This is a genomic window from Pseudoalteromonas sp. Isolate3 (assembly GCF_022398505.1).
GTDB classification, from domain to species: Bacteria; Pseudomonadota; Gammaproteobacteria; order Enterobacterales; family Alteromonadaceae; genus Pseudoalteromonas; species Pseudoalteromonas apostichopi.
Genome location: NZ_JAKEVN010000074.1, coordinates 1 through 21,545 on the forward strand (window position 1 = coordinate 1; position 21,545 = coordinate 21,545).

A 21,545-nucleotide genomic window follows, 5' to 3' on the forward strand; every position below is an offset into this window, starting at 1 on the left:
ATATCTTTGCAGCGTATCCTGCAGCAAATTTATGCTTTCTTATCTATGGAGAAGACAATGAGATTGGCACCCGCCGTGTTAATTAGCAGCATGTTTCTGTTACTTTCGGCATGTTCAGAGCAAGCAAAACAAGTTGAAGCAGAGCCGGTAGTACGCCCTGTTAAACTTTTTAATATTGGTAATAATTCAGAGCAAAGCATTCGCAGCTTTCCTGCTGAAGTTGTTGCTAACCAAGGTTCTTACCTAGCCTTTAGAGTTAATGGTGAGTTACTTGAGTTTCCAGCTCTAGCGGGCCAACATGTTGAAAAAGGTGAGCTTTTAGCAAAACTCGATCCCGAAGATTTTCAACTGCAATATGATGAACGCAAAGCTCGCTTTGAACTTGCTGAATCTCAACTTGACCGAGTCCAAAAGCTATTTAACCGTTCAATTGCCAGCCAATCTGAGTTAGATCAAGCGCTGGCCAATAAACAAGTTGCAGAGTCAGCGCTAAAAATAGCCAAAACCAATCTAGATAATAGTGAATTACGCGCACCGTTCGCGGGTACTGTGGCAAAGGTGTTTGTTAAAAACTTTGAAAACATTCAAGCGAAACAAAACATCTTACGCCTTGAAACACGCGACCTAATGGACGTAGTAATTCAAGTTCCCGAAAAACTTATTGCACGAATCGATAAAGACGTTGACTATCAACCTGAAGTTGTCTTCGATGGTTACCCAAACAAGTCATATCAATTAACCATAAAAGAGTTTGATACCCAAGCCGACCCTATCACTTTAACCTACAAAGTTGTGTTTTCTTTACCTGTACCAGAAGACTTTAATCTACTTGCAGGTATGACTGGCCGCGTTGATATAGATTTAAGCAAAATCACTAGCTCACAATCATCTTACACACTATTGCCTGTTGAAGCGGTTTTTTCAGAGCCTACCGAGTCTGAAAATAACAATAGCTATGTGTGGCTGTATGACCAAAATACTGGCTTAGTACATAAACAAGCTGTTGAAGTTGGCCAGTTACATCGTGATGGTATTGAAGTGCTATCAGGTATTGAGCAAGACCAAATTGTTGTTGCAGCAGGCGTGCACTCTTTAGAAGAAGGTATGAAAGTGCGCCCATGGCAAAAAGAGCGAGGCTTATAATGAGCTTCGCTGCACTTGCTATTGAAAGAAAAGTCATTAGCTGGATGTTTGCGCTGTTTTTACTGATTGGTGGAACAGTCGCTTACTTTGGCTTAGGACAACTTGAAGATCCTGAATTCACCCTAAAAAAAGCCATGGTGATCACGCTTTACCCGGGCGCGTCACCACAACAGGTTGAAGAAGAAGTTACCTTTCCTATCGAAAATGCAATTCAACAGCTGCCGTATGTTGATTACGTAACGAGTATTTCATCAACAGGTAAATCGCAAATTACCGTGGAGATGAAAAGCAATTACCGTAAACAAGACTTACGCCAAATATGGGATGAACTGCGTCGTAAAATCAACGATCAAGCAGCGTCAATGCCATCAGGGGTTTATCCTAGTAAGATTATGGATGACTTTGGTGATGTATACGGTGTGATGTATGCGGTAACCGGTGATGGTTACTCTTATGATGAACTCAAAGATTACGTTGATTATCTAAAACGCGAACTTGTTTTGGTGGATGGTGTAAGTAAAGTAACCGTAGGTGGTGAACAACAAGCCCAAGTGATGGTTGAAATTTCAACTCGTAAACTAGCCCAGTTAGGTATCTCACCCAATCGTATTTACCAGCTTTTACAAACACAAAACAGTGTGTCGAACGCAGGTAAAGTGCGCGTTGGCGATGAATCAATTCGCCTACATCCAACAGGTGAATTCAAAGATGTAAAAGAGCTCGAAAATCTACTTATCTCTAAGCCAGGTGAGAATGAACTTATTTACTTAGGTGACGTTGCTACCGTTTTTCGTGAGTATGCAGAAGTCCCTAATAATATTATTCGCTATAACCAGCAGCAAGCATTACTGGTAGGCGTGTCGTTTAGCTCTGGTGTCAATGTAGTTGATGTTGGTGCAAATATTGAGGCTCATTTAGCGTCACTTGAATATCAACGACCACATGGCATGGAAATTAACAGCGTTTATAACCAACCTGCCGAAGTTGAAAAGTCAGTAAGTGGCTTTATTATCAGCCTACTAGAAGCTGTTGCCATTGTTATTATCGTACTCTTAGTCTTTATGGGCTTTAAAAGCGGCGTATTGATTGGTGTAATACTCCTGCTAACGGTATTAGGTACCTTCATATTTATGAAGTTGTTTGCTATTGATTTACAACGTATTTCGCTTGGTGCCTTGATCATAGCCTTAGGTATGCTGGTTGATAATGCTATTGTAGTAACCGAAGGCATATTGATAAATCTAAAGCGCGGACAAACTAAACTGCAAGCTGCAACTAATATTGTAGATCAAACCAAGTGGCCGTTATTAGGTGCTACGGTTATCGCTATTACAGCATTTGCGCCAATTGGCTTGAGTTCAGATGCCAGTGGAGAGTTTGCAGGAAGCTTATTCTGGGTATTATTTATATCGTTATTACTGAGCTGGATCACAGCCATTACCTTAACGCCTTTCTTCGCTGATTTGATGTTTAAACAAGCAACTGAAAAACAGCCGCATCATGATGAAGACCCTTACCAAGGTGTTATTTTTAATGTCTATAAAGGCGTGTTACATACAGCAATGCGGTACCGTAAAACCACGCTACTTCTAATGGTTATTATGTTGGTAAGCTCAGTTTATGGTTTTAAATTTATTAAACAGTCGTTCTTCCCTGCATCAAATACACCTATGTTTTATGTTGATTATTGGCATACGCAAGGCGCTGATATTCATACCACAATGGATGGTGTTGCAAAGCTTGAAAAATTCTTACAAGCCGACCCTCTGGTTGAAGAAATAACCACAACGGTTGGTCAAGGCGCACCGCGTTTTATGCTGACTTACGCACCTGAAAAATCATACCCAGCTTATGGGCAATTGATTATTCGTGTAAAAGACCGCGAAGCTGTTACTACCATGATCAAAAAAGTACGTGATTATCAGCACGAGCATGTACTTGATGCTCAGCTTAAAGTTAAACGTATGGAAATTGGCCCATCCACTGATGCAAAAATTGAAGCACGTTTTTCTGGTGCTGATCCTGTGGTACTTCGCCAGTTAGCAAAAGAGGCAAAAGACATTCTGCATCAAGATGCAGGGGCATTTAATATTCGTGACGATTGGCGTGCTCGCTCTAAGTTAATTCGTCCGCAATTTAACGAGCAAAAAGCCCGTCGTTTAGGGATTGCTAAATCTGACCTTGATCAGCTGCTGTTAACTAGCTTATCGGGTAAACAAGTGGGCGTTTATAAAGATGGCACACAAATGCTACCTATTATTGCTCGTTCGCCTGCTGAAGAACGCTTAAACGTTGAAAGCTTGCGTGACTTACAAATTTACAGCCCTGTGTTAGGTGTGTTTGTACCGGTGACCCAAGTGGTTGATGATTTTGTTGTTGAGTGGGAAGACAGCTTGATCATGCGACGTGACCGTAAGCGTACCATCACTGTGATGGCCGACCACGATGTTATTGGCGATGAAACTCCAGCGAAGCTTTTTGCACGTGTTCGCAAAGACATAGAAGCTATTGAGCTGCCTCGTGGCTATGAATTGCAGTGGGGCGGCGAATATGAGTCATCAAGCAAAGCGCAAAAAGCTATTTTCGGCTCATTGCCGCTAGGTTACTTAGCTATGTTCGCTATAACTGTACTGCTATTTAACTCGGTTAAAAAGCCTTTAGTGATTTGGGCGACAGTGCCGCTGGCTATTGTTGGTGTATCCGCAGGTTTATTACTAATGAATGCTGCATTTAGCTTTATGGCACTACTTGGCTTACTGAGCTTAAGCGGCATGCTCATCAAAAACGGCATTGTCTTAGTTGACCAAATTAACCTTGAACTCGATAGCGGCAAAGACCCTTACAAAGCGGTGTTCGACTCTGGGGTGAGCCGTGTTCGTCCTGTAGCGATGGCTGCAATTACCACCATTTTAGGCATGATCCCACTGCTATTTGACGTGTTCTTCCAGTCAATGGCGGTAACCATTATGTTTGGTCTTGGTTTTGCCACAGTACTGACACTGATTGTTGTGCCTGTGCTCTATACCATGCTGTTTAAGATCAAAGTACCTAAACAGCGTCATGCTAATTAATACAGATTGACTCTCAACCAAAAGCCCTAACATCAAATTGTTAGGGCTTTTTCTTTAAAAAGTGAACACTCTAGTTAAGTTTTAAAGTGGAAGGCTAATTAACGTTAGTGTAATTAACGTCACATTATTATTCTGAAGCCTATTTTTTCAGGCTTAATGTACCGGTGCGTTTTGTACTGCTACGCTTAGTTTGATTTGGTTTTGATGAGTGAGAATTGCCAGCCTTTGATCTTGATTGACCTTGTTTGGCATCACCTCGTGCCTTTTTCACGTATTTAGAGAAGTCGCGCTTTTTTTCTTCTTCATTGCGTGGTTTTTGCTTGGCACGAGCTTGAGTAGGTTGTTTATTTTCATCAACTGAACGCTCTTCCGTTTTACCTGAGTCAGCAATTGAGTTATTGATCTCAGCCATTTCTTGTTCGGTTAAGTGACGCCACTGCCCGACTTTTAAACCTTTTAGGGTCACGTTCATAATTCGTGTGCGCTTTAGAGTCACCACTTCATAGCCTAAATATTCGCACATACGGCGTATTTGGCGGTTTAAGCCTTGTGTTAGCACTATGGTAAATTGCTGTGGGCCCGTTTGTTTAACTTTACACTTTTTAGTGACAGTATCGAGGATAGGAATCCCGTTTGCCATCTTATTCACGAACTGGCGGTTAAGCGGTTTATCAACCGTCACTACATATTCTTTTTCATGATTATTACCAGCGCGAAGAATTTTATTAACGATGTCGCCTTCGTTGGTTAAGAAGATTAACCCTTCTGAAGGTCTATCTAAGCGTCCAATAGGGAAAATACGTTCTGGGTAATTAACCGCTTTAACAATATTGCTTTGGATTTTTCGCTCAGTCGTACAAGTAATACCAACAGGTTTGTTATAGGCGATATAAACCAGCTTAGGTTTTGCTTTTAATGGTTTACCATCAATGAGTACATCATCGGCGTCACTGACTTTTACGCCCATTTCAGGCAAGTTGCCGTTAACAGTAACACGACCTTCTTCAATATATTTATCTGCCTCACGGCGTGAACAAAAACCTGTTTCACTGATAAATTTATTTAATCGCTTTAACTCTGTCATGGCACACTTCTGTCTGGATTTTAAAGCCGCTAGTTTATACCAGAAGACTTTACCAAGCTAGGTAGAATCTAGGCTCTTTCACTACACTTTTAGTGTAGTGCTGCGTTTTTAGGCTTTTCGCTCAATAAACTATGTAGAGTATCAAAATCGAACGCGTACTCGGTACTTTTTCTGTTTTGCAATAAGAAAGTTTCAAAAGGGATAACCGACCAGTCTTTGATGTTTCTTAGCCAGTTGTAACTTTGAATATTGTGCTTTGTGATCACCCCAAGCTGAAATTTAATCGCATCATGATTTTGCCAATAAGGGTTACCATTATGATGATCGACCAAGCTAATTAATGCCCATGCACCCATCATAAAATGCCCGCCAACACTGGCTGTGAGTTTTTGCTGTTCAATTAAGTTTAAATTATCGTCAAGCCAATCAATGCCACCAATAAAATAGACTCTATCTGTCTTACCTTTTACTGCTTCAAGGGCACCTTGTGCCATTAAATCAGAGGCACACCAAATCACATTAGTATCAGGGTATCGTTGTAACAATCGGCTTACTTTATTCTCGGCTTCTTGCTTATTCCAACCAGCATACACAACTTGCTCAAGCTCAACATCTTGTTTTCGTAGATAGTGCACGAGCCCATCACTGCGGGTGTCAGATTCAGTGCCATAATGACCATTAATCGCAACGAAGTGAGGCGTTTGCTGCGTATTTATTGCCTCATCAAGTAAGGCTTTGCCAAGTTGCTCACCCGCTTTAAAGTTATCGTGAAATACTTCCCCAAGCCAATACTTAAAGCGCTGACGGGGTTTACCCACTTCGTCTCGCTCTACGCCAACAATCGTTTCTTCAAGGGTGATAAATTTCACTTTGTGTTGTTCAAGCAAACTCATTGATTGCTCTGCGCCACCTGGGTAATTGATTAAAATGGCGTAATCAGGTTTAGGGTTATATTGCAGGTATTGTTTTAGTTCGGCTAATTGAATGTGGCGATTTCCACCACCGTAAATTGTTGTGAGAGAAACATTATTTTGCTTGGCAGCAACCTGCATCACATCAGTCACTTTTTGCCAAAATACATCGCTTTTAACAGAGGGATTAACTAACAGCACAGAGAATTGCTCGCCAGCATAAAGTGGTGAATAGCAAAGCAATGTAAAAACCAACAAACAAATTCGCATTACCACTCCGCTTTGTTTTTCTTTGATTGTAGTATATGAGGAATTATCTAGACAATTTCCGCCAAATAAATTCACACGGACCATGTGTAAAATACTGGCTATACACTTTACAAAAAAACAACTGAAAAACAAGCACAACAGCAATTACCAACCAATAATCTATGCGATCAAAATTAAGTGCTGCGGTAGGGTATGCGACTTTAAAAAACAGGATAAATACGACTGTTTGCATTAGATATAACGTCAACGACATACGCCCTGCCTGCTGTAGCAACAAGCAGTTACTAGGTGTATTTTTAACTACTTTTATAATGATGTGGCAATAACAAATGGCCACGGCTAAAGCAGCAAGCCAATTAATCGGTTCCACAATCGCGTACATAAATACACTGCTGCTAGGGTCTATCATCAACCTTACAACTGTTAAACCAATAGCCGCTGGAACAATCATGTTAAGCTGAGCTTTCGTTAAGCCGTCAACAAATACCCCTTGTTTATATAGATAAACGCCCACCAGCATTAACCCTGCAGCCATCCACATAGTGATCAGTGGCACAGCAATAAGCATTATAATAAACATCAAAAAGTTGCTGACGAATCCTGCGAAGTAAGAAGAATAAGCCGCATCATACGCCATTAAAAAGCTCTCAGAGCTTCGCGTTACAGGGGTAAACTCCGGCTCTACAAAGGCAAGTAAAAATGAAATGAAAGCACCAAGGAATAAGAACAATATGCCCATACGCAGTATTTTTTCTTCATCTTGCTGGCTAAATTTAAGGGTTAACCAGCCTGCACAGGCATAAATAAACAATATATCACCAGCCCATAATAGAAAGCCATGAGCAAGGCCAATACAAGCCAAAACTTGTAGCCGTTTATGTTGCTTCTCGACGTTTTGCCAAAGCTGCCATTGAATGACTAAAGATGCACCAAATAATAGGCAAAATAAACTTCTAAAGCGCCCATCAATGAAAACTGTATTTACGGTGTAAATGAGTGAGTCTGAAAAGGGTGGCGCAGCACTTGGGGTATAGTCGTACTCAAATAGAGCAAAGCTGTAGATGTTCATAAACATCAAGCCGAGTACCGCAATACCCCGTAAAACATCCATATTTATATTGCGCATAAATCCCTTATAAGTTTTGTCTGCAGCTATCGCTCCAATTTACTGCATTTTCGTATATTTTGGGAAGATCTGCACTTTCAATACTTAAATAGGCAACGGCCTGCTCAAGCGCCCACCAGCTGCCGGTTTCGTAAGCTTTGACAGTTTCAAGTATGTAATACAAAATATTTTTTTCTTGCATTAAAGCAGCATGAATTTCGTCAGGAAACGGCAATCGATCCAATAGCTTTTCCATAGGCTGATCTAATATGGCATCAAGTAACGAAAACAGTCCCGTTAAAAAAGCCTCACCCGTTTGCTGCTTAGCAACACGCTGAGCTATTAATTCGCAAAAGCGTGCTCTGACAACACAAAGCCGAGTAAGCTCGGCTGGTTTTGATTGGGCACTGTGGGCGGTGATAATTAAGCTCACAAACTTTTTCAGTCGTTCATGGCCAAGATAAACTAGCGCTTGTTTTAAAGAGCCAATTTTACTCTTGATAGGAAACACGCCGCTATTTATTAAACGCAGCAATTTATAAGCAAGTGCGGTATCTAACGAGAACAAGCCAGCAATTTCGCTTATGTTTGGATCTGGGCGCATTACTTCAGCATAAATTGATAATACGAGTGCGTAGTTGTAATCAATATCGCGATGCTGAATCATTTTGGGTTTTGCAAAGAAATAACCTTGGAAGAAGTCAAAGCCCATTTTATAGGCTTTGTCGTAATCATCAGCTGTTTCAAGTTTTTCGGCTAAAAGCTTTATTTTTTTATGTTCTTTAAGCTTGTTAACAACAGGAGCAATTTCTTCAAAAGGAGTTTGCTGTACATCAAACTTGATAAGACGAATAAGTTTTAAAAAGCGATCCCATTCAGGTTGATAGACAAAATCGTCCAATGCCAACTTATAATTGTTATGAAACAACTCACGACAATATTCGTAATTTTCGTCGGTAGGTTCCATGGTTTCTAGTAACTCAATCACCACATCTTGAGTTGGCAGAAACGCGCAAAGGTCCAGCTTCAAAGACTCTGGACCTATATTAATTAATGCTTTTTTGCCCGACGTAATATGACGGGTACCTAAATTGAGCTGGTTTTCCATAATAAGTCGAGCCGTTGCCGTACTCTCTGACACATCAGGAAAACTATTTTGTAAACTATCTCTAAATAGTAGCTCATAGGCGACAACTTGTTGACGACGGTTAAAGACCGCTTGCCTAGCAACAAATACAGCCACTTTACCTACTTTTTATATTTTATCTCACACTAAGTAATTAATAGCTGAAATTGACAAAAAAGTCACTTAATTACCATGAATCACGCATTTTTTATTGATATAAGCCTGATAAATAGCCTTCTGCCACAGATTGCCACGTAAAACGGGCATTTTTGGCCTGTTCACATATTGAACACCATTTATCTGGTTGTGATTTCTTAAGCTCAAGCGCATCGCTAAAACTAGTAACAAGTTCGTAGCTTTGTGCTGCTAAACTCTCACCTTGAAAACTAAAACCACTGACAAGATGGTCGACAGTATCACGTAAACCGCCCACGCTATGGACTAAACACGGCTGCCCTGCTCGCATAGCTAACATTTGACTAATACCACAAGGTTCAAATGAACTTGGCATTAGGAATAAATCACCTAAATGGTACATGTATTCACCAACAAAATGTGCGTACCCTTTTAAAAATAGCAGGTTTTCTTGACGAGCCATAACCGATGTCATAATTTGCTCAAGTTCAGCATCCCCAGAACCTAAAATAATCATGTAACCGTTATGCTGTTTTAAGCGCTGACACAACTCATCTAACACGAGCCCTTTATCATAAGGCTGACGAAGTAGCAGTGCTTTTTGATCTGTCAAACGACCAACACTTGTTACTAATGGCCCGGAAAACGGCTGAGTTTTAAATTTAAGTAATCTTTGATGAGCTATGTAATAGCTTGAATCTAATACAGGGCTTTTTGCCATCCATTGAAATAATGCATTTTCAGCATGCTGATAAAGACTCGCTAAACTAATGTCGTCAAGCTTCATTCCAGGGTATTCGCAGCCATTAAGAATGCCCACTACGCGGCCTTGTTCATAGGCAGCTTGCAAGTCAGCTTCAAGACCCTCCCCTCCAAAAAAACCTTTTTCAGCATCACTTGGACGCAGTACTTCTTGGCAATAAGTTGGCGATACAAGATGTACTTTATCAACCAAGTTAATTGCAGTGCGCATTGGGTTAAAGCAATCAAAGTAACGCGGATCGCATAATTTTTCGCCGTTATAACCTAAACCTGGGAACCAGGCTTCAAGGCTTGAGCTGTCGCCTTTAAAAGGACGTATCCCTTGCAATGCAAGGTTATGAACTGTGTAGGCTAAGAATAAATGCGCTAGTTTTCTGTAGCGACTGTCTGTTTTTAGTAATAAAGCAACACAGGCACTATGCCAGTCATGTAGATGAACTACATCCGGTGTGCGAATAATTCCTTGTAGCAAAGCTTCACATACAGCGGCGTTAAAAAGAGCAAACTTACTTGCATCCGTAGCAAACGGACGGCCGGGTTCATCATTACAATAAACAGCACCGTTATGACGGCTAAATTCCCAGTGAGATATAACTAGTTGTGTTACACCTTTTTCACTTTTAGCTAGTTTCCACACATCAAGCTTTTGCATTTGTCCGGCAAATGGCACATGCACTTCACCAATATGATGACGCTCTAAATGACTAAAGCCGTAATCAGGTATGACTACATCAACACTCAGTCCTTTTTCTACTAAAGCTTTAGGACAATCTCTAACAACATCCGCTACACCACCGACTTTGGCATTCGGTAATGCATCATTCTCTGCAGCTACCATCAATACATGCATGCTTTGCAGTACTCCATAAAACTGTTATACCAATCAGCAATAATACTTAATTAAGCAAATTGATATTATTCAAATATAAATAAAGGAGGGACATGCCCTCCCTTTTTCATTTAGCGCGATTGCTTAAGCAAGTCGTTTATTATCTTGCTCTTGTTGTTTTAACTTTTTTGCAAGTTCATTCAACATATCACGAGTTACCAGCACAATCCCTTTTTTCGAGACTCTAAAGCCATTTTCTTTGTCGGCCTTGTGGTCGTAACCAATTTCTAGGCCCGCTGGGATCTCACAGTTGCGGTCAATAATAGCACGCCTAATTCGGCAGTTTCGCTGTATTTTTGCACCAGGTAAAATCACTGATTCTTCTATTTCACAGAATGAGTGAACATAGACATTCGAGAACAGCAGTGACTTTTTAACTTTAGAGCCAGAGATAATACAGCCACCCGATACTGTTGAATCAACAGCCATACCACGTCTGTCATCATCATCAAAAATGAATTTCGCTGGCGGTAACTGCTCCTGATAAGTCCAGATTGGCCATTTTGGATCATAAAGGTCAAGCTGAGGCTCTGGCATTACCAGCTCCATGTTGGCTTCCCAGAATGAATCAAGCGTACCAACATCGCGCCAGTATGGCTGACCATCTGTGTTAGAGTCTCTAAACGGATATGCAAACACGTTATGCTCTTCGATGATAGCTGGGATAATATCGTGACCGAAATCACGACCAGAACCTTCAGTTTCTGCGTCTTTTTTCAATTGTTCAAATAAGAACTCAGTATTGAAAATATAGTTACCCATTGATGCTAAACAGGTCCCAGGCTTACCTGGTACAGACGTTGGCTCAGCAGGCTTTTCATCAAAACGACGGACACGATTGCTTTCATCAACCGTCATTACACCAAATGTATCTGCAGCTTCTTCGCAAGGTACTTCAATACAACAAACCGTCATATCAGCACCTGTCTCAACGTGTTTTGCCAACAAACCGCCGTAATCCATACAATATACGTGGTCACCAGAGAGGATCATGACATATTTAGGTAGTTCATGACGGATGATATCCATATTTTGGAATACCGCATCAGCTGTGCCGCAATACCACTCGTCACCATATCGCTGAGATGCTGGTAAAATCTCTACAGATTCACCCAGCTCTTTCTTAAAGTGGCCCCATGCACGGTTTACGTGACGAATTAACGAGTGCGACTTATATTGAGTAGCAATACCAACTCGACGAATACCTGAATTAATACAGTTCGACAGTGGAAAGTCGATTATTCGGTGTTTACCACCAAAATAGACTGCTGGTTTAGCACGCCAGTCTGTTAATTCATGTAAACGTGAGCCTCGTCCCCCTGCTAAGATGAGGGCATACGTTTCTCTGGTTAAACTACTTATGTATCGGTTTGCATAACTTGGCATAACTCTCTCCGTCTTAAGCTAGCTGCTTTTCTTCTGTGTGTTTTGCTGTGCACTAGTATCCAGTAATGGCTCCAAATGCCAGATGTCGTCACTGTATTGACTAATGGTTCTATCGCTCGAAAACATGCCACTGGCTGCAGTATTCAAAATACTCATCTTGGTCCAGTGAGCAGTGTCTAAGTAGGCTTGTTCAACTTGCTCTTGCGCTTCTACAAAGCTGGCAAAATCATGAGCGACTAACCATGGATCGTGCGGGCTCTTAATCGCCGCGATAATGTCGTCAAATAAATTAGGCTCAAACAAGTTGAAGTGACCGCTCTCAAGTAAGTGCATTACCTTATAGAGACTGTCAGTTTGGTGAATAATCTGCTCTGGATTATAGTGCGCTTTGATATCATCAATTTGCTCTGCACGTGCACCAAATAAGAAGAAGTTGTCCGCACCCACAGCATCACGAATTTCGATGTTAGCACCATCTAACGTACCTATGGTCAAAGCGCCGTTCATCATGAACTTCATATTACCTGTGCCAGATGCTTCTTTACCTGCTGTAGAGATTTGCTCAGATAAATCCGTTGCTGGGCAAATGGTTTCCATTGCTGTTACATTGTAATTTGGTAAAAAAGCAACTCTTAAATACGGTTTAGCAAGCGGATCTTTGTTGATTACTTCTGCTACGTTATTAATTAATTTAATAATTTTCTTCGCCATGTAGTAACCAGGTGCAGCTTTACCACCCAATAGCACACAACGAGGAACAATGTTTGCTGTATCGCCCTGGCGAATACGGTCGTAAAGGTGAATAACGTGCAGTACGTTTAATAGCTGACGCTTATATTCGTGAATACGTTTAACTTGCACGTCAAACATCATTTCGGCGTCAAACTCTACACCACAGCGGTTTTTCACTAACTCAACAAGGCGTTGCTTATTGCTGTGTTTTACAGCTTGCCATTGTTTATGGAATTTAGGATCGTCATATAAACGGCGTAACTGGCTAATTTTGCTAAAGTCAGCAACCCATTCATCACCAATGTGTTGATTAAGCAGTTTAGCCAACTCAGGGTTACAATGTGCTAACCAGCGACGTGGTGTTACACCATTGGTTTTGTTGTTGAATTTTTCTGGCCATAGCTGATAAAACTCATTGAATAAGCCCGCTTTAAGTAGCTCAGTGTGAAGTGCAGCCACACCATTAACCGAATAGCTACCCACAATCGCTAAATACGCCATGCGAATTTGTGGCTCTGGGCCTTCTTCGATCAGTGACAATGCACGTTGTTTTTCAACATCACCAGGCCAAGTTAAAGCAACTTCAGCTAAGAAACGCGCATTGATTTCATAGATAATTTCTAAGATACGCGGTAATAATCGGGCAAATAATGATACTGACCACTTTTCTAATGCTTCAGGCAGTAAAGTGTGATTAGTATAAGCCATGGTCTTAGTAGTGATAGACCAAGCATCTTGCCAATCAAGCTCATACTCATCAACCAAAATATGCATAAGCTCAGCTACAGCAATACTTGGGTGTGTATCGTTTAATTGAAAAACATGGTAATCGGCAAAGTCAGAAAAATCTTCGCCATGTTTACTAACCCAAGTATCAATGATGTCTTGTAAGCTCGCTGATGATAAGAAATATTGCTGACGCAAACGCAGTTCCTTACCGTTCTCACTACTGTCATTTGGGTAAAGTACCATTGTAATTTGTTCGGCTAAGTTTTTACGAGCTACCGCTTCTGAATAACTACCTGCGTTGAATTCGCTCAAATCAAATTCATCAGTAGCTTCTGATTTCCATAAACGTAGAGTATTTACAATATCGTTCTTGTATCCTGGAATTGGTACGTCATAAGGCACTGCTAAGACATCGTGAGAATCTAGCCATTGGCGGTGCTCACGGCCATATTTATCAGTATAGCTTTCAACATGACCAAAAAATTTTACACGCTTTGATTGCTCAGGCGCACTGAGCTCCCAAGGGTGGCCTTCACGTAGCCAATTATCTGGTTGTTCAATCTGATGACCATTTTCAATAGCTTGATTAAACATCCCATATTCATAACGGATACCATAGCCAATCACTGGCAATGCAAGGCTTGCACAGCTATCTAAGAAACATGCTGCTAAACGCCCTAAGCCACCATTACCAAGACCGGCATCATGCTCAGCTTCTGCAACTTGCTCAAGTTCTGTACAGTACTCTTGTAATGCTTTAGCGACTTGCTCGTCTAGATCTAAGTTTAAAATCGCATTACCAAGTGCACGCCCCATTAAAAACTCAAGTGATAAGTAAGCTGTTTTACGGCGCTTTTGCTCATGAATTTGTTGTTTAGTAACACGACAGCGGGCAACAAGCCTGTCTCTAATAGTTAAGGCTAATGCATGGTATAAATACAGTTGTGATTTACCGACTTTGTCACGCCCTAAGGTGTAATAAAAATGGCGTGATAAATCATCGTCTAGGGTACTTTCATCAACTATAGGCGCATCCTGCCAGCCCTTTACAACACATACTTGATCGGCATTTTTAGCCATGATTTAGATCCTCTGAATTGGCGGTAAAAACCCAGCTGCTCATAGCAGCAATCTGTTGTTCCTTATCAACAAACTGTGTTGACATGGGGTGAATACTGGTCAGTGCTAATCGCCACTTTCCTTTTTCTAAACTAGGAAGTTGGCAATTTACCGGCTCTGATCCTGCATTTAAAATAATCAATAAAGCTTGATTTGTGTGCTTGTCTGTCAGGCTGTAGATCAACACTTGACGATCGCCTTGATGCCAATCATCTTGTTGCATATTAGTGCCTGATTCTGTAAACCATGCGACCTCATAACGTGGGTCATTATCGTGAACAAAAAAATGGTGTTTAAAAATACTGAACTGCTTACGAATGCGCAGTACATCGTCAATAAATCGGGTTAAAGGGTGACTAAGTTGTGAGTCTTTCCATGCAAGCCAGCTTGTGCGATTGTTTTGACAATAAGCGTTGTTGTTACCACCTTGTGAGTGTGCCATTTCGCTTCCTAAAGAAAGCATAGGTACGCCTTTAGAAAGTAACAAAGTTAGCAGCATATTTTTTTGTTGTTGTAAGCGTAATTTGCTTACTTGTGGGTCATTGGTAAAACCTTCGGCACCACAATTAAAAGAGTGATTGTCACTGTGGCCATCCCGATTTTGCTCACCATTAGCTTCATTATGTTTATTTTCGTAGCTGACTAAATCAGCAAGCGTGAAACCATCATGACTAGTGATAAAGTTGATACTATTGAGAGGGCCACGTAAGTTATGTTCAAACAAATCGAACGAACCATGTAAACGTTTTGCTAGCTCACCAATAACACCCTGTTCTTGTTTCCAAAAGCGCCTTATAGTATCGCGATATTTATCATTCCATTCACGCCAAGGTGAGGGAAAAGCTCCTAATTGATAACCGCCAGGACCTATATCCCATGGCTCTGCAATGAGTTTAACTTGGCTAAGTATAGGATCTTGATTGATAGCTTGAAAAAATGCATGTGCTTGATTAAAGCCATTGGGGTTACGAGCTAAAATCGTCGCTAAGTCAAAACGAAAACCATCTACTCCCATTACTTCAACCCAATACCGCAAGCTATCAAGCACAAGTTGTAAAGTCCGAGGCGAATCAATATTTACCGTGTTGCCGCAGCCTGTATCATTAATGTAATGTTTTGGTTTCTCTGCAACTGTACGGTAATAACCGAGATTATCTAATCCGCGAAGTGACAAGATAGGCCCATCAGTTCCTGCTTCAGCGGTGTGGTTATAAACCACGTCTAATATTACTTCGATATCAGCTTTGTGTAGCGCCGTCACCATTTCTTGAAATTCACAAATATCATCATTAACTAGATAATCTTTATGCGGCGTAAAGAAATTAAGCGTGTTGTATCCCCAGTAATTTTGTAAGCCTTTCGCCGTTAAAAACTGCTCGCTTATAAAAGCATGGACAGGTAATAATTCTATGCAAGTCACACCAATCTTGCGCAGGTGCTCAATAAAACTTGGATGGCTTAAACCTAAAAACTTACCTTGCAAAGATTTTGGGATCTCTGGGTGACGACAGGTTGCACCAACCACATGGCATTCATAAATAACCGTTTTGCCCCAGCAATGATTTGGTTTTTTCCCAGCGTAAGGTGTTAGTTCCCGTACCCGTGATTTAGGCATATCAATCGCGTTGTTAACCTGGCTTAATTTCCCAACAGGCATTTGCCCATAATGGCGTTCACTCCAAGTAAATTCGCCATATATATCACGTGCGTAAGGGTCCAATAGCAGTTTGTGATTATTAAAAAATAGCCCTTTTTCAGGTGCATACTCACCATCAGCCCGAAAGCCATACAAAGCACCACTTTTCAGAGGACTCACTTTTAGCGTCCATATCCCGCCTTCGTTCATATGCATCGCGAGAGTGAGAATCTCAGAATGACCACTACTGTCAAATAAGCACAACGACATATGTTGCGCTTGAGGGGCGTACACAGCAAAATTAACGCCATTGCCAACAACAGACGCACCTAAAGGAGAGCTCACCCCGACTTCGAGTTCGACACTATGACTCATCGCTCACCTTCTTCAGGTAAATAGTTGCAAGACCAGGCAAAGAGATACTAATACTTTGATTAAAACCATGACTTTCTATAGCTTGGCTTGTAATGATTTGTTCGGCGTGACTGGTAACTTCAACACCGGAACCAAAATAGTCAGTTTTGTCGGTATTTAAAACGACTTGATAAGAGCCCGATTTTGGCACGCCAATGACATAATCGTGATATACCTGTGGAGTTAAGTTACAAATCACCACCACAAAGTCTTTCGCTTTTTTTGCATAGCGAATAAAGCTAAACATACTTTGCTCAGCATTAGTGCTATCAAGCCATGCAAACCCTGCAGGGTTGGTGTCTTGCTCATACAAGGCTGGGGTGCTGGTGTAAACGGCATTCAATTCTTTGATAGTTTGCTGCATACCACGATGGCTCATATGCTCAAGCAAATGCCAGTCAAGAGATTGATCGTGATTCCACTCTTTGCGTTGGGCGATTTCTGCACCCATAAATAACAGTTTTTTACCCGGATGCGCCCACATAAACGCATAATATGCACGTAAGTTTGCAAACTTTTGCCAATCATCTCCTGGCATTTTTTCTATTAATGAGCCTTTACCATGCACGACTTCATCGTGACTAAGCGGCAAAATATAGTTTTCGCTGTAAGCGTAAACCATTGAAAAAGTCATTTCATGATGATGATGCGAACGGTATATCGAATCACGTTGCATATAATGCAAACTGTCATTCATCCAACCCATGTTCCATTTATAACCAAAGCCTAAACCATCATGATCAACTTGGCGTGTAACCCCTGGCCATGCTGTCGACTCTTCAGCCACCATCATTATGCCTGGATTTTTTGCATAGCAGCGCATATTTACTTGTTTTAAACACTCAATGGCGCCTAGGTTTTCTCGACCACCAAATTGGTTTGCAATCCACTGCCCTTCTTCACGGCTATAATCCAGATAAAGCATTGAAGCAACAGCATCAACACGTAAGCCGTCAATGCCAAACTCATTTAACCAATACATTGCATTTGCAATTAAAAAGCTGCGAACTTCTGCTCGGTCATAATTGTATATATACGTATTCCAATCTGGATGAAATCCTTGTCTAACATCAGCATGCTCGAATAAATGGGTTCCGTCAAAACGATGTAAACCATGAGGATCGCTAGGAAAGTGCCCGGGTACCCAGTCAAGAATAAGACCGATATCGGCTTCATGACACTGTTCAACAAAATAAACAAAATCTTCAAAACTGCCATAGCGGCTGGTCGGTGCAAACAATCCAACGGGTTGATAACCCCATGATCCATCAAAGGGATACTCACTGATAGGCATTAATTGCAAATGCGTAAAACCAAGCTCTTTAGTGTACGGAATAAGGTTATCGGCAAGCTCACGCCATGTTAAATAGCGCTCCCCGTTATCTCTTCTTTGCCAAGAACCCGCGTGCACTTCATAAATACAGACTGGCGCATTAACACTGTTACGTTTTGCACGATTAGCTAACGCTTGTTCAGAAAGCGCCACCCCAGTATTTAGCTTTTGTAAGACTGATGCTGTGCCAGGTGCTTGCTGCATTTTGAACGCGAACGGGTCTGCTTTTTCAAGGACTTCACCTGTCAATGTTGTGATGGCAAACTTGTAACATTGATGTTCTTTTAGATCTGGGATAAACAACTCCCAAACACCACTAGCTGGGTGAAAACGCATAAAATGGCGATTACGCTGCCAGTAGTTAAATTCACCAATCACAGAAACACTGCTAGCATTCGGTGCCCATACCGTAAAGCGTACTCCATCGACACCTTGTTGAGATACAAAATGAGCACCAAAATGTTGATACGCATACTCTAAACTACCTTCATTAAACAGATACATAGCCTGTTCATCTAAGGTGCTATCAAAACTGTACTCATCATGTTGTAGATGGTTAAATTCATCGCTATAACTGACATCTAGTTGGTAGTCAGGCTTTGTTTTTGACTTGATATTAGCAATAAATAAGTGACTATTACCTTGTTGCTGCGCAACGATTTTTTCTGTACCAAGTAAAACCGTAACACTACTAGCACCAGGCAAAAAACAACGTATGTCATAACTTGAGTCATCACTTTTATGAGGCCCAAGAAAGCTGAAGGGGTCTCTAAAACAACCACTGACTAATGCATCTATCTGTTTTTGATAAATAATAGGTTGTGCATTTTGCTCTTGACGAACTCGACTTCGCATTATTGATTCCTTATCGAGATTAAATTGGCTAAGAATGACTGTTGCGCTTTAATAATTTCCGCCGCTGGACGCGATAATAAACGCCGCCAATTTGGGTACTCTTTGTCTGTACCGGGGATATTTACAGGCAGTACTTGCTGGTCTAAATCATCTATTTGAATAGTAAATAGCCTTGCTGATGCTGCTGCTAAAGACGATGCCAGAGCTTCATATACCAAGAAAGCGTCTGCATCTAACGATAAATATTGTTCTGATTCGCGCGCTATAAAGTTTAGCATGCGTTGCTTTTCAAGGTTTCGCGCATCAAACAGAGCCCTTGCTTGCCCTTCATCTAGCAAACCATATTGTTGTTTAATGGTAATATCATGGCCAATCCACCAACCTTTAAAAGGTGGAACGTCATGGTTTGCTATCATTAATAAGCTTTGAGGAGCAAAATGCTCAGCGGCTAAAAACTCGCCTTGATAATCTTTTTCGAAATAAAACAGTCCATTAGAATATATTGCGCTCGCTTTTAGAGCTTCACGTACTTCATTCGGTACAACTCCTAAATCTTCACCAATCACCACACATTGATTAAGGTGAGATTCAATTTTAAGCACCGCTAATAAATGCTCAAATGGATAATAGACATAACAACCATCTTGCTGTGAATTATTTTTGAAGCACCACCAAAGTCGACGAATTGCCATTACATGGTCAATTCTCAGACCGCCAACGTCTTCCATATTGGCTCGGATAAGCGAACGATAGAATGCAAAGTTGTCCTTGCTTAACTTTTGCGGATTAAGGGCTGGTAGCCCCCAGTTTTGGCCATGCTCAGCCCAAGGATCTGGTGGTGCGCCGACATGCGCACCTTCGGCAAAAAGTTCGTTTTGGCTTTTAAACTCACTACCATCACCTGCACACCCAACAGCTAAATCATTGATTAGGCCAATAGCCATACCACTATCACGGGCTGCTTGTTGGCATATATTTAATTGTGAATGCGCTTGCCATTGTAAGTAACTTGCATAATCACGATCGCCAACCAGCATGGTGGATAGGCTACGCTTATGCGTATCACAAAAAATCGCGAACTGTTCTTTTCGATCTGGTGAGGCAAACTCGCAAAAATGCTGATACAAACAACTAAATACTTGATATTTGAATTCACTGACCGATGTGTAATCGATGTAAGACGAATTGGGTTGCGGCTTATCTGCTAATAATTTAGTAAGTACCTTATTATTTTTGGCGTCCTCGCATTGCGATACAGCAATATATAAAGGATTTAATAAAGCTCGGGAATTTGGGCTATAAGGGCTTGCTCTTTCTGGGCTATGCACAAATAATAAATGCAAGGGATTAAGTAGCACATAATCCATATTTTGTGCTGCTGCTTCTTGAATCAGCTTTTCTAAATCCGCAAAATCACCAATACCTAAACCATCTTCATTACATAAGCTATAAAGCTGAATAGATAAACCTAAACGCTTTTTATCATCAATAGAAAAACACTCTTTTGGTACTACCCAAAGTTGGCTGTGAGACTGCTGATCTGCAACAGAAATTAGCGCATCATGATATCCAATCGGCATGTCAGGAACCGGTAAAGCGAGTTCGAGATAACGTATGCCATTTAAACCATAATCTCCGAGTACCTCTAAACCCTGTAAGTTTTCACGGGTAAAGTAAATATTTAACGAAGGAACGCTTAATGTGCATGATCGTGATAACAAACGTTCATCTAAGCGTACTTTCAAAATAGGCTGATGTGCCTCAACAATACTTGTTTGAGGCAACAAATTCAGCCAAGTACCTGCATCTAATGCAAAATTAAGTTGCTTAATTGCATCTTCATCTTGAGTATCGATACCACAACAACTAAGTGCCTGCCTACGTGTACTTTCATCGAAAATAACATGTTCGCCAGTGTACTTAGTGTATTCATAGCCTATGCCATGCAGGTAATATAACTGCGAAAGTGACTGCATTAAAACACCTAAGCGCGCTGGGTTTTAACAATGCTGTTATCAGTACCAAAACCGTTAGGAATATAACCATCAGCTTGGTGATCATTGTCCCATGTTTCGCCGTTAATTAAGTAGCGGAAATGAAATTCTTGATCTAAAGGTAAACGCTGTTTGTATTTGAAAACTTGTTCTTTTTTATTGAACTTCATTGGCACTGGTTGCCAATCTGTAAATTCTGCGACTAATTGCACATCATCAGCGTCAGGGTGTTGGAATTCAAAGGTAACTTCGGTTTCGTCTTTAGTTTTAAAAAAACGTTTACTTAACATAGTGGGCTCCAATTCAACCAATTGGTAAATTAATCCTTGCCACAGTCCCGCACTAATAAATCATTGAGCGGAAACTGTGCGTTGCAGGTTTTGCTATCTTGCTTACAAAAACATCAAGTTCGTGTTAGTAAATCAAACCTATATTTACGCATTATGACAGTGCAACTGTTTATTTTTTGCACCAAAATAGTGCGTAAAACATACAAAATTACAACAATCATATTGCTATATTATTACGAGCAATAACTGAACCAAGTTGATGGTAAAATATACTTTATTTTCAGCGTCATTTTTATCAGCTCTCTACATAACTTATAAAAAGTAGATAACAATTTAGGTTGGGTAAAGTGAATAAAATTGAAGTGATTAATTAGAGTAAAAGCACCAAAAGAGACACTACTTCACTCATCAAAAAACATTAGCTAATTATTTCCAAAAATGAAAACTTGTTTACGCCACACTGTTTTTATAAATAAACCAACAAAATAAGTAAAAATAAAGTTTAAGTTCTTAACTACTTACTATGCTACTACCACATAAATTATTAAAAAATAAAATTAT

Annotated in this window: 13 protein-coding genes; 2 read left to right on the forward strand and 11 right to left on the reverse strand. The window is 40.7% G+C overall.

Annotation, left to right across the window (positions count from 1 at the left end; genetic code table 11):
- Positions 1–57: 57 nt before the first annotated feature.
- Together L1D46_RS14015 and L1D46_RS14020 are read left to right on the forward strand one after the other, a co-directional pair.
- The gene (locus L1D46_RS14015; protein ID WP_130052673.1) at positions 58–1,143 is read left to right on the forward strand and encodes an efflux RND transporter periplasmic adaptor subunit; all 1,086 of its coding nucleotides are present in this window, start codon (positions 58–60) and stop codon (positions 1,141–1,143) included.
- Positions 1,143–4,214, forward strand: a complete 3,072-nt coding sequence (locus L1D46_RS14020) for an efflux RND transporter permease subunit (RefSeq protein ID WP_130052674.1) — start codon at positions 1,143–1,145, stop codon at positions 4,212–4,214. The genes L1D46_RS14015 and L1D46_RS14020 overlap by 1 nt, the downstream gene beginning before the upstream one ends.
- Positions 4,215–4,353: 139 nt before the next feature.
- Here the strand turns inward: L1D46_RS14020 and rluF are convergent, their stop codons facing one another.
- The 11 genes from rluF to L1D46_RS14075 form a co-directional block, all read right to left on the reverse strand.
- Positions 4,354–5,298 (reverse strand): 23S rRNA pseudouridine(2604) synthase RluF, encoded by a 945-nt coding sequence (rluF, locus tag L1D46_RS14025; protein ID WP_130052675.1) that lies wholly within the window; start codon positions 5,296–5,298, stop codon positions 4,354–4,356.
- Between the two features lie 89 nt (positions 5,299–5,387).
- Positions 5,388–6,479: an ABC transporter substrate-binding protein gene (locus L1D46_RS14030; RefSeq protein WP_168990040.1), complete on the reverse strand. Its 1,092-nt coding sequence runs from the start codon at positions 6,477–6,479 to the stop codon at positions 5,388–5,390.
- 43 nt (positions 6,480–6,522) lie between these two features.
- Positions 6,523–7,605 carry a DUF418 domain-containing protein gene (locus tag L1D46_RS14035; RefSeq protein WP_130052677.1) on the reverse strand — a complete coding sequence of 361 codons (1,083 nt, stop codon included), beginning with the start codon at positions 7,603–7,605 and terminating at the stop codon, positions 6,523–6,525.
- A gap of 7 nt (positions 7,606–7,612) precedes the next feature.
- Positions 7,613–8,827, reverse strand: a complete 1,215-nt coding sequence (locus tag L1D46_RS14040; protein ID WP_130052678.1) for an HDOD domain-containing protein — start codon at positions 8,825–8,827, stop codon at positions 7,613–7,615.
- A gap of 91 nt (positions 8,828–8,918) precedes the next feature.
- Positions 8,919–10,457, reverse strand: coding sequence for a glycogen/starch synthase (locus L1D46_RS14045; protein ID WP_130052679.1), 1,539 nt, complete (start codon positions 10,455–10,457; stop codon positions 8,919–8,921).
- Positions 10,458–10,580: 123 nt separating this feature from the next.
- On the reverse strand, positions 10,581–11,882 hold the full coding sequence (gene glgC / locus L1D46_RS14050) for a glucose-1-phosphate adenylyltransferase (RefSeq protein WP_054562381.1): 1,302 nt from the start codon (positions 11,880–11,882) through the stop codon (positions 10,581–10,583).
- A gap of 18 nt (positions 11,883–11,900) precedes the next feature.
- Positions 11,901–14,423 (reverse strand): glycogen/starch/alpha-glucan phosphorylase, encoded by a 2,523-nt coding sequence (locus L1D46_RS14055; protein ID WP_130052680.1) that lies wholly within the window; start codon positions 14,421–14,423, stop codon positions 11,901–11,903.
- Complete coding sequence (gene glgX / locus L1D46_RS14060; protein ID WP_130052681.1) at positions 14,416–16,473, reverse strand: glycogen debranching protein GlgX; 2,058 nt, start codon at positions 16,471–16,473, stop codon at positions 14,416–14,418. The genes L1D46_RS14055 and glgX overlap by 8 nt, the downstream gene beginning before the upstream one ends.
- Positions 16,463–18,700: a 1,4-alpha-glucan branching protein GlgB gene (gene glgB / locus L1D46_RS14065; RefSeq protein ID WP_130052682.1), complete on the reverse strand. Its 2,238-nt coding sequence runs from the start codon at positions 18,698–18,700 to the stop codon at positions 16,463–16,465. Before glgB ends, glgX begins: the two co-directional genes overlap by 11 nt.
- Positions 18,700–20,676 (reverse strand): 4-alpha-glucanotransferase, encoded by a 1,977-nt coding sequence (gene malQ / locus L1D46_RS14070; RefSeq protein WP_130052683.1) that lies wholly within the window; start codon positions 20,674–20,676, stop codon positions 18,700–18,702. Before malQ ends, glgB begins: the two co-directional genes overlap by 1 nt.
- A gap of 8 nt (positions 20,677–20,684) precedes the next feature.
- Positions 20,685–20,984, reverse strand: a complete 300-nt coding sequence (locus L1D46_RS14075; RefSeq protein WP_130052684.1) for an isoamylase early set domain-containing protein — start codon at positions 20,982–20,984, stop codon at positions 20,685–20,687.
- Positions 20,985–21,545: the final 561 nt, after the last annotated feature.